The organism is Rhizobium sp. L43, assembly GCF_002531725.1.
Taxonomy (GTDB): domain Bacteria; phylum Pseudomonadota; class Alphaproteobacteria; order Rhizobiales; family Rhizobiaceae; genus Rhizobium.
The window spans coordinates 24,087-34,551 of record NZ_NWSQ01000043.1 but is presented as its reverse complement, the minus strand read 5'-3'; the positions used below and the strand labels follow the sequence as shown (position 1 = coordinate 34,551).

Genomic DNA, 10,465 nt, shown 5'->3' with positions numbered 1-10,465 from the left:
TCAGTTCGGAAAACTCGCGCCGGGTCATGCGCGGAACCACGGCCGTTCCCGATGGCTTGGCATCCAGCGCTCGCTCGCTGACCAGGCGGCGTAAGGCTGCGCGAACCGGCATGGGGCTCAGCGATAATGTTGCGCAGACGCCCCGAATGGAAAGCTTGCTGTCCGGTGTGAAATCGCCATTGATCAGCGAGTTGCGGATCAGCCGATAAGCTTCTTCCTCCAGCGCGCCCGTGGCCATGGCTGACGAAGTTATGTCGCTCCTGTCCATCTTGTAGCGATCTGCCTTTGGTGCCGGCCTATCGTAGCAATGCCGCCCTTGCGTCGAGGAAATCCCCGACGGCAGCGGTGAAATGCGCAAGGTCGCGTTCCGTCGTCGGCAAGCTGAGCGCAGTCATGCCGCGGCGGGCGATGTAGATGCCGGCGTCGAGCATGTCGAAGAAGAACAGCTCTTTCAGCGCCTCCTCCCTGGGGGTGACCGCATAGGGGCGGTCAATGCGGCCCCGACGGAAATGGGCCGTGGCGAGCGAGCCAAGGCCACAGAACTGCAGCGGCGCGCCGGCCGTGTTGGAAATTGAGTTGTGTCGTTCGCGCAGGCCCTCCCCGAGCGCGAATAGACCGGCAGCTGCTGCGGCGGTAAACACCTCTTCCATGGCGGTGACGCCTGCCGCCATGGACATCACGTTGTTGTTGAAGGTGCCAGCATGAAGCACCTTAGAGACGAAGATCTCCATGAGGTCGTGGCGCCCGCCAAAGGCGCCGAAGCTCATGCCGCCGCCGATATATTTTCCAAGCGTGGTCATGTCGGGCAGGATACCGAGACGTTCCTGCAGGCCGCCTCCCGACATGCGCGAGGTCATCACCTCGTCGAAGATCAGTATCGCACCGGCAGCGCGTGTGGCCTCGGCGACTGCCGCCAGAAAGGCAGGCTCCGCGGCGATGCAGCCCCCGCTGCCCATCATCGGCTCGACAATTACGGCAGCAAGGTCGTCGCCGATGGCCCGGATGGCGGCCACTGTGCCATCGGTGTCGTTGTAGTCGCATAGCGTCACCGGGAACGGGGCTGTGATCAGGCTCGAGCCGGTCACGGGGTAATACAGAAGGCTGCCGTGATAGCCGCCGCGGAAGGCAATGATGCGCTTGCGCTCCGTCACCACCTGCGCGGCGCTAAGCGCAATAAGGTTGGCCTCGGTGCCACTGTTGGTGAAGCGGATCATGTCGATGGACGGAAAGCGGTTGCAGAGGATCTTGGCAAGGCGCTGCTCAGCCTCTCCCACCGCCGCCAGGCTCAGTCCTTTCGCCATCGCGTCGTGGAGGGCGGCATGGATGCGGCTGTCGGTATGGCCGAACAAACCGGCAGTGTATTCGCCGCACAGGTCGAGATAGGCGTTGCCGTCAATGTCCCAAAGCCGGCAGCCCTCGCCGCGCGCCATGGCAGTCGGAAAAGGCGCATAGGCGAGCACGGACCGGGTGTTGCCGCCGGGGAGGACGTTTATCGCCTCGCGATGCAGCGCCGCACTCTTGGGGCGCTTCGCGTTATAGCGTTCCCGCGCTTCGAGGAGAGCGGCGTCGAGGGAAGATTTCTGTTGGGCAGGGGGCTGGGGCATCACAGATCAGATCTCACTATGGATAGTTCTGAGATCACAAAAGTCTATTTTAGGGATTTAATCAAGGGCCTTCTGCTGACTAGAGCGTTTCAGGTTTTCACGGAAGCATATCCGGCATTGGCGAAGTAGTTGCTGCATTCGCTGGGCTCGATGGTTGTGACGAGGTGTCCGATGTGGCGCCAGGTGTCATCGATGGTTCGCTTCTGAGCCAGGCGCATCCAGTGCTTGATTTTGGCGAAAGCCTGTTCGATCGGATTAAGGTCGGGGGAGTATGGCGGCAGGTACCAGAGCCGAGCACCAGCGTTGCGGATCATCTGACGGATGGCGACCGACTTGTGGGAGCCGAGATTATCCATCACGACGATATCGCCGGGTTTGAGCACTGGTACGAGTTGCTGTTCGACATAAGCGCGAAAGCACTCACCGTTGATCGGTCCATCGAAGACACAAGGCGCGGTGAGCCGATCGCAGCGCAACGCGCCGAGGAAAGTCAGGGTGCGCCAATGTCCGTGCGGGGCGAAGCTGCGCAGCCGTTTGCCCTTCGGCCCCCAGCCTCGAAGCGGCGCCATGTTGGTCTTGATCCAGGTTTCATCGATGAAGACCAGCCGGCTTGGATCGAGGCCAGCCTGCCAGGATCGCCAGCGCTGTCGCCGTCGTGCGACGTCAGCGCGCGCCTGCTCAAGGGCGAACAGTGTTTTTTTTGAACCGTAGTCCCTCGCGCCGCAGAAACTGCCATACGGTGTCGTGGGATACCTTCACCCCTCGTGCGGCCAGTTCTTCCTTCAACCTGTTCAGTGACACATGCGGCGTCTGGTTGATCCGCTCGGCGATAAACGCTCGGTACGGCTCAAGAACCCGCTTGCGGTGGCCGCCCATCTTCCCAGGCGCGACAGATCCGCTCGAACGGTAGCGCTGAGACCACTTCACCGCTGAAGACACGGCAATACCGAACCGCACCGCCACCGACCGGCAGCTCTCGCCGGCTTCGATTGCATCAACAACACGCTTGCGAAGATCATTTGAAAGAGGTCGAGTCATCCGATGCTGGCCTCCACTCCAGCAGCATCTTGAATCACAAAACAGCCAAAAACGGAATCCCTTCCGATTCAACTAAATCCGGATACGCTCTAGCCGATGCGAGAGCGGGCGCAGCCGAGGGCCGCTTCCGTCTGGGGATGGAGGCTCGCAGCCGATGGTCTGATGATGATGGGGTTCCGATCAGCGATCGCATGGCGTGACAATGCAGCCTGGCATCAATGCTGTGCCTCATAGGTTGGCTCGCAGGCACAAGCCCATCGGCGTTGCATTCTGTAGATCTATACTCGCTATTCAAACTATTTGACGAATGACTTACAGGAGGAGAGTATCGAAATTCGGAAAGCACCGATGCATATCAATCATAAGCGGGGGAGTCATCCATGTTTCAATGCATCTCACGGGTCGCAATGCGCTCCACGGTTGTCCTCGGCCTGGCGTTCAGCGTGGCCTTGCCGGCGACTGCCGATGAACTGGCTTCGATCAAGGAGCCGGGCAAGTTCAGCGCCGCCATGTCGGGCCAGCATCCGCCCTTCAGCATGACTGACGGGCAGAACCGGCTCGTCGGTTTCGACGTCGATATTGCCAATGAAATCGCCAACCGTCTTGGCGTGAAACGCGAAGTTCTGACCACGGCGTGGGACGGCATCATTCCGGGTCTCGTCGCAAACAGGTATGATTCCATCGTCGGTTCCATGACCATCACCGCGGAACGTCAGAAGGTCGTTGATTTCGTTGGACCTTATTATAGTGATGGTCGCGGCATCTTCGTGCTGAAAGACTCGACGTCGAAAGGACTGGATGATCTCAAGGGCGGCCATCGGCGTAACCCTCGGCGAGACCCATGAAAAGTGGACCCGCAAAACCGGTGGCTGGACGATCCGAACCTGCAAGGGGCTTCCCGAACTGGTGATGGGCTTGAACGCCGGCCGTATCGATGCGGTTTGGTTGACTACATCGCGCTGCTTGCCGTGATCAAGCAATCCGGCGACCCAATCCGCGTGCTCGACATTCCGAACATCGAAGGCGCCAGCGTCAGCATTGGTATCGCAATCCGCAAGGGTAATCCGGAACTTAAGGCAGCGATGCAGAAAGCGCTTGATGGCATGATGGCCGACGGCACTTACGAGACCATTGCTACGAAATGGATCGGTCGCGACATCCGCTGATCGCCATTTGCCGGGCCTGATGGCCCGGCCTTCCACGGGAGGGGGCATTGGACATCGCGCTGATCCAGGGTTTTTTTCCCTATTTCCTTGACGCCGCCGGAGTGACGGTTGTCATATCATTTCTGGCTTTCGTTCTGTCCTTGCTGCGGTGCTGACCGCAATGCGGCTGTCGCGCAGCCAGATCCCACGGTCCATCGGTACGGGCTATGTCAGCGTCTTTCGCGGCACGCCCTCTCTCGTGCAGCTCTTCCTGCTTTACTTTGGCGGCCCGCAGATCGGCATAAACCTTTCGGCCTTCACCGCGGGCTGGATCGGTCTGGGCATGAACATCACGGCCTATATGGCGGAATCCATACGCGGTGAGTGTCAGCGACTGGACGGTGGAGCGGGGCCAACCCCATCGATGCCGAGGTGCCGGCTGTCGCAAGCCGGCAAGAGATGCCCAGACTTTTCTCGCCCGGGTCTACGCACCCATGGGCCGCCGATCGCAGGACGAAGCCAGCGCTACGCTCGGCGATCAAAGAGCTGCATTAGACGACGCGCATGGTTCCGCTTAGTGCGTTTCGCTCGTCACGAGCCGCATGTATGCGCCACTCGATGCGGTTTGGGAAAAGCTCGAAAATGCTCGTCGCGAGCGTCCGGGAGTCTTTCCATTCTTTAAAAATCGGAGTGGTCTCATCGAACAGCACAGCTTCTGCTCCACCCGCCAACGCGCCTTCGGCGATCATCCGATCTGCCGCTTCTTGTCGGTCGCGGGAGGAAGCACCGATGGTCTGCTTCAATCCACTGAACTCGCCGGAGAGAAGATGGTTGGCATGAGCGCGTGGCTCAGTAACCTCTACCGCGACGCAGCCGGAGGCCGGCGCTTCGACAGAGAGTACCTTGCGGGTCTTCGCATCGCCGAGAGTGTGATGGAATCCGCAAGAGCGGTCGTTTCGCTTCAAAATACCGACCGCATCCTCCAAGCTTTTTGCATCAAGGATGGCGCGGCAGAGAACCTGCCGGGGCACGCCCGGTTTTTGGTCGTTCGGCGTGATCTCGTTGATCGTCTGGACCAGGCCGGACTCGTTCAGGCCAAAAGTCCCACCTGGGAGCATGCCGGGCGTCATAAAGCTGCTCCACGCGAGCCCATCATCGGGCTCAATTTCTATCCAGAAATTGGCACCAAGATAGTCGGGTTCGCCGTCCTCATTATGGGCGATAACTGCCGGGCCGTTGCCTTCAGCTGGAATCAGGACAGTCGTGCAGCCCATTCCGGCAACAGAGTTTTGTGTGGCGGCCGCTTCTGAAATTTGCAGGTCGGCCTGGCAATTCAACAGGAAGATGGTCTCAAAATCCTTGCCGGCACCTTCTGCGATCCCCTCGATTTCGCGCACGTAGCGGGGATAGGCCGCGCGGGCTGCGGCTTCCAAATTCTTCAAATACTCCGATCCGCGCCAGCGAGCATCCAAGGCGCGAAATTGCTCGGTGCCAAGCCGATATTCAAGGAAGCTTGTGGCATTGGCTTTTCCGAGCGCACAGCCAATCTCGAAGGCGTTGCCCTTGGCGCGCACGCACGTGATAAGATTTTTTTTCATTGAGTCCTCAGCCTTTCACTCATTGTCCTATTTAGGCGGGCTATGCAGCAGTAGGTTCCTTTCGGCGGAACCCCGGCAAACGCACCCTGCGAAGCGCGCCGCGTGCGTCATTTGATACACAATGCAAAAATATGCGTCAAGTGTTTCACTCTGCCACTAGGACAGCGAGAAGGCTGCAGACCAAAAGATCCCTGAACCTGATGCGATTGAACTCAAACGATCGCCGTTGCCATTAGGTCCGATCAGTAAAAATTCCTGGCCTTCACCTTGAGGGTGTCGATATGCAAATCGAGTACTTATCCCGAGCCGGACACGATGCCGAGCCCATTCCCCAAGGCCCGAGATTTCCGGTAATCAGGATTGAAAACTCGGCATAGTTTAAGCGCGTTGGAAGACCGGGGTCGGCCGTTTGCGGAGGTAAGAATAGAGCCAGCGGTCTAGCGAGCGTGCAGTTCAGTAGAAATGAAGTCGGGACAGCTCGATTTCGTAAGGATCGATGAGAATCGGCTTTCCGTTTTCCTTATAGATTTCCAGCTCGGAGGGCTTTCCTTCGATCACATGCAACGCGAGCGCGCGCTTATCAGGTCAATCCCGCAGGCTATATTCCCCCAACGTTCTTCGAGTTGGCCAAAATCGCAGCTCGGGCCGACTGCATCTAATACGCTTGACGCATATCCGGACGCATAAAACATTTGTTGCAATAGGCGCCGTATTACGCTAGGCATTGCCTCCAGCCGGTATAGTCCGTGAGGGCGTGCCGTTGCTTGAAACTGGTCAGCCGGCAACCGCCGCGTTGGTTGGTGAAATGGAAGGATGAAGTCCGTCACAACAATGACGAACACCGCGGTCCAAACACCGCTTGCGGCAATGAGTTTGATCCCGTGAGTTGTGTTCGCCACAAACCGAGCAGAATGAATGCCCCTTGATAAGCAAGGGAATAACAGAGGGAACGAAAATGAGCTTTTTGATAAATCGCAGGCACTTCATGCAGGCCACATCCTCCGTGATCGCCGTCGGTGCGATGTCTTCCGTTTCGGGTCGCGCACGGGCCGCTTCCGCTGGTGAGTTGAAAGTCAACATGAGCGGCGGCACCTGGGGAAACGCAGTCATGAAGGCTTATGTCGAGCCGTTCGTGGTCGAGACCGGGGTTAAGGTTATCCCGGTTACCGCAGACTTTTCATCCACGCAGATCGCGATGATGGTCGACACCAAGAACGTCTCGGCTGACGTCGTGAATCTTGGTCAGACCAACGTCGACCCACTCACCGCCAAGGGATATCTCGAACAGGTAGATTACTCTTCGTGGAAGAAAGACGAATTGGACGCAATATCTGAATTCGCGAAACACACCAATGGCTTCGCTTCGTACGTCTATTCCACCAACATGGTGTATAACACCAAGAAGTTTCCGGCTGACAAGCCGCGGCCGACTACCTGGGCGGAGTTCTGGGACGTAGAAAAATTCCCGGGCGTGCGCTCGCTCTTCACCGGTGAATATGGAAACGGGCCGTGGGAGGAAGCGCTGCTTGCGGATGGCGTGCCTATGGACAAGCTATACCCACTGGATGTCGACCGCGTCTTTGCCAGCCTCAACAAGATCAGGCCGCACATCCGCAAATGGTGGACAAGTGGTTCCGAAATTCTGCAGATCATGCGCGATAACGTCGCCGACGTCGTGCAGTCCTATGATGGTCGTGCACTTTCACTGATCGATGAGGGGGCGCCAATCGAGATCAATCGCAATCAGGCGAAGTTGACCACGGATTTCTGGTGCATTCCAAAGGGCAGCCCAAATGCGGAAAATGCTCAGAAATTCCTCGAATTGACCGGTCGCGCCGATCGGCAAGCTGCGTTCGCTGAGTTGATCGGGCAGGGCCCAACGAACAAGAACGCTTACAAAACGATAGCTGAAAAAATCGGACGAAAGCTCGCATCGTATCCCGATTACACGGCCTCCAGTTTTGCTCTGAACGCAAAATGGTATGCCGAGACAAGCGCGGACGGCAAGTCGAATAAAGAGCTGATGGTCCAACGCTGGAATGAGTGGATTCTCCAGTAAGCCGTTCATCGAACTTCGATCGGTGGCGCCATCCAATCGCGGACGCTGGACTATGCTCCGTGAGGATGGTGCCACCTTATCTGACGACTGAGTTTTAGGCATGGTACGCCAAACTGGCGCACTGTTCCTCCTGGAGTATCCTGATGACCCTGAACCTGAAAAGTTATCTTCCTGCCGAGGACGAAGTATTGAAGAACGACCCAGCCGCCACCCAGATTGAATTCCGTAATGTTACAAAGATGTATGGGGCCGTGGCTGCGGTTAAGGATATCTCCCTTTCCGTATCTCGGGGTGAGTTTCTGACTATTCTCGGTCCAAGCGGTTCGGGAAAGACGACCGCTTTGATGCTCCTTGCCGGCTTCACGGCACCGACAAAGGGCGACATTCTCATTGCCGGAAAATCAGTTTCCAAGGTTCCGTCTTACAGACGTGACCAAGGCATCGTATTCCAGAGTTATGCCCTTTTCCCGCACCTCACGGTTCATCGCAACTTGGAGTTCCCGCTGGAGATGCGTGGGATCAAGGCCGCCGACAGGGCGACGCGAGTCAGCCGAATGCTGGAGCGCGTTCGGCTCGGCGAATTTGGCAGCCGGATGCCGTCACAACTGAGTGGCGGCCAGCAGCAGCGCGTCGCCGTTGCGCGCGCGCTGATCGCCGACCCGCCGATATTGCTGCTCGACGAGCCGCTTGGTGCGCTGGATCGAAACCTGCGCGAACAAATGCAGGTCGAGATCAAAGAACTGCATAGAGAATTTGGAAAGACCACCATTTGCGTGACCCACGATCAGGAGGAGGCCCTGACCTTGTCCGACCGCATCGTCGTGATGCAAGCTGGCCAAATCGAGCAGATCGATACGCCCGAAGCACTCTACGATCGACCGAAAACGCGCTTCGTCGCCAATTTCCTGGGCGAGGCCAACATCCTCGAGAACACCGAATTCAAAGTGGAATCGGACGCCGTGCCGTCTTCCGGAATGGTTTCAATGTTGCGACCCGAACGCATTTGCATTGGTGGGCGCACGGCCGCGAGACGCGCCGACGCGGATCAAAGACAGGCTGTGTCCGGCACCGTTGAAGATATGATCTATGCAGGTCCGCTGAGGAAATACCGGGTACGTGTCGGGAACACCATGCTAATCGCGCGCGAACATGTTGCCTCAGGCCAGGAAGTCTTCCAACCCGGGGATGAGGTCCGCTTAGACTGGCTCCGGTCCGATATCCGCTTTGTTGCGGCGTAACGTGGGGGCAGGTAAATGACGATTCAAAAACTACGGTCAATGCCGATCCTGCTTACGGTGCCGGCCTGCGGCCTCTTGTTTGCGGTTTTCGGTATACCGATGATCCTCTTGTTCCTGACGAGCTTGAACGCGCCAGCGTTTTCTCTTGCAAATTATGAAGGATTTTTTGCACAGCGATCCTTCGTCCTGATCCTGTTTCAAACCTTCGAGATCAGCTTCATCGCGACGGCACTGTGCTTGGTCATCGGCTACCCTACTGCATTTCTGATCGCCAACGCCGGTCGCGCACGTCCCATCTTGATGGTAATGGTCTTCCTACCTTGGCTAACGAGCGCACTGGTGCGCACGTATGCTTGGACGGTCGTTTTGGGCGACAGTGGCCTGATCAACACCCTGTTGCTCAATGCTGGTCTTATCGAAAGGCCACTATCGCTCATATATAATCGCTTCGCCGTATACGTCGGCATGGTGCATATTATGCTGCCGATGATGATCTTGCCATTGATCAGCGTGATGATGGGTATCGATAAGTCCTTGATGTCGGCTGCTCGTAGCATGGGGGCAAAGCCTCTCACAGCCTTTTTGCGTGTGTTCTTTCCACTCAGCATCCCGGGCATTCGAAGTGGCTGCATCCTGGTCTTTGTCGTGTGCCTTGGGTTCTACATCACGCCGCAGGCTCTTGGCGGTCTAGGCGACACTATGCTGTCTACCCTCATCAACTCGCTGCTTACGACCTCCTTGAACATCGGTCAGACGGCAGCTGCGGCTTTCATTCTCCTTGCGGTGGCGCTTCTGCTTCTTTCCACAGCAGGAGTCAATCTTGCAGCCGCCCATGACCAATCAGGACAAGCGGAGCGAAAGCCACGCCCGATCCGGTTGCCGTCTGCCAGCAAGGGCGTCCGCTTTCTGCACGAACTTGCAATACCGTATCAGGCCCGTCGGTGGGCTGCGGGGGTCTACAAGGCGCAACGGGATACCTCCTGGTCGAAGATCCTCGGAGCTGTCTTCCTTACCCCCGTTATGATCTATCTGCTGGCGCCGGGCTTGATCGTCATCGTGATATCGTTCAGTTCGGGAGAATTTATCGAGTTTCCCCCAAGAGCAGTTTCCCTGCGGTGGTACTATTCGTTCTTTGGGGATCCTTCCTGGATCGGAGCTTTGTGGAACAGCTTCCAATTCGGTGTGGTCGTCGCCGTCGTGTCCACGGTCGTTGGTACATTGGCCGCCTTTGGTCTAAGCCGCTGCGCACCCCGCCTCCGTTCGGGTCTGACCATGGCAATCCTGACGCCAATAACGTTTCCAATCATCGTCGTCGGTGTAGCCGTCTATCTCGGACTGGCGAGATTTGGCCTTGTGGGAACCAGCACAGGAATTATTCTGGGCCAAACCATCGGCGCCATTGGTTATGTCGTGGTGGTCGTCTTGGCGACTCTCTCGGGCTTCGACAGGAGGCTGGAGCAGGCTGCGATGAGCATGCGTGCCGGACCTATGCAGACCTTCATGCGGGTGACCCTACCGTTGATCCGCTCAGGTATCATCGGTGGCGCTTTGTTCGCGTTCCTTGCGTCCTTCGACGAGGTCATTATCACGTCGTTTGTCAGCGGCTATTCGATCCCCACGCTCCCTTTGAAGATGCTGGAGAACTTGAAGCAGCAAATCGACCCAACGATTGCTGCAGTTGGATCGTTTTTGACGCTACTCCCTGTTGTCTGGCTGGTCGCTCTTTACTTCACCTTGTGGCGGGGCCGAGGAAAATTGCAGGCAACGGTCGGCGCGACCTGAG

Annotated in this window: 7 protein-coding genes and 2 pseudogenes; 5 read left to right on the top strand and 4 right to left on the bottom strand. The window is 57.5% G+C overall.

Going from position 1 to position 10,465, the window contains the following annotated elements:
* From CO667_RS32385 to CO667_RS32375, 3 genes are all read right to left on the bottom strand, one after another.
* Positions 1–268: GntR family transcriptional regulator (locus tag CO667_RS32385; RefSeq protein ID WP_141399599.1), on the bottom strand; the 268-nt coding region annotated here is incomplete at its 3' end.
* 28 nt (positions 269–296) lie between these two features.
* Entirely contained in the window at positions 297–1,460 is a 1,164-nt protein-coding gene (locus CO667_RS32380; protein ID WP_245433403.1) for an aminotransferase class III-fold pyridoxal phosphate-dependent enzyme, read from the bottom strand.
* Between the two features lie 233 nt (positions 1,461–1,693).
* A protein-coding gene (locus tag CO667_RS32375) for an IS630 family transposase (protein WP_097622115.1) occupies positions 1,694–2,642 on the bottom strand; the annotation gives its coding sequence in 2 pieces (ribosomal slippage) (positions 1,694–2,305 and positions 2,307–2,642; 948 coding nt in all).
* A 380-nt stretch (positions 2,643–3,022) separates the two neighbouring features.
* On the opposite strand from CO667_RS32375, the pseudogene CO667_RS32370 reads away from it, so the two are divergent.
* Together CO667_RS32370 and CO667_RS36095 are read left to right on the top strand one after the other, a co-directional pair.
* Positions 3,023–3,808: pseudogene (locus CO667_RS32370) on the top strand (transporter substrate-binding domain-containing protein).
* 47 nt (positions 3,809–3,855) lie between these two features.
* Positions 3,856–4,169, top strand: a pseudogene (locus CO667_RS36095) (ABC transporter permease subunit); the annotation flags it as partial.
* Between the two features lie 169 nt (positions 4,170–4,338).
* On the opposite strand, the gene CO667_RS32360 reads toward CO667_RS36095, so the two are convergent.
* Positions 4,339–5,385 carry a C45 family peptidase gene (locus CO667_RS32360; protein ID WP_096772056.1) on the bottom strand — a complete coding sequence of 349 codons (1,047 nt, stop codon included), beginning with the start codon at positions 5,383–5,385 and terminating at the stop codon, positions 4,339–4,341.
* 955 nt (positions 5,386–6,340) lie between these two features.
* Between CO667_RS32360 and CO667_RS32355 the strand changes: the two genes are divergently transcribed.
* The 3 genes from CO667_RS32355 to CO667_RS32345 all read left to right on the top strand — a co-directional run bounded on the left by CO667_RS32355 (position 6,341) and on the right by CO667_RS32345 (position 10,464).
* Positions 6,341–7,444 (top strand): ABC transporter substrate-binding protein, encoded by a 1,104-nt coding sequence (locus CO667_RS32355; RefSeq protein WP_096772057.1) that lies wholly within the window; start codon positions 6,341–6,343, stop codon positions 7,442–7,444.
* 143 nt (positions 7,445–7,587) lie between these two features.
* On the top strand, positions 7,588–8,682 hold the full coding sequence (locus tag CO667_RS32350) for an ABC transporter ATP-binding protein (RefSeq protein ID WP_096772058.1): 1,095 nt from the start codon (positions 7,588–7,590) through the stop codon (positions 8,680–8,682).
* 15 nt (positions 8,683–8,697) lie between these two features.
* Positions 8,698–10,464: an ABC transporter permease subunit gene (locus CO667_RS32345; protein ID WP_096772059.1), complete on the top strand. Its 1,767-nt coding sequence runs from the start codon at positions 8,698–8,700 to the stop codon at positions 10,462–10,464.
* Position 10,465: the final 1 nt, after the last annotated feature.

Coding starts and splice junctions, on each gene's coding strand:
- CO667_RS32350 (WP_096772058.1), top strand. CDS start 7,588: ATGACCCTGAACCTGAAAAGTTATCTTCCTGCCGAGGACGAAGTATTG.
- CO667_RS32360 (WP_096772056.1), bottom strand. CDS start 5,385: ATGAAAAAAAATCTTATCACGTGCGTGCGCGCCAAGGGCAACGCCTTC.
- CO667_RS32355 (WP_096772057.1), top strand. CDS start 6,341: ATGAGCTTTTTGATAAATCGCAGGCACTTCATGCAGGCCACATCCTCC.
- CO667_RS32345 (WP_096772059.1), top strand. CDS start 8,698: ATGACGATTCAAAAACTACGGTCAATGCCGATCCTGCTTACGGTGCCG.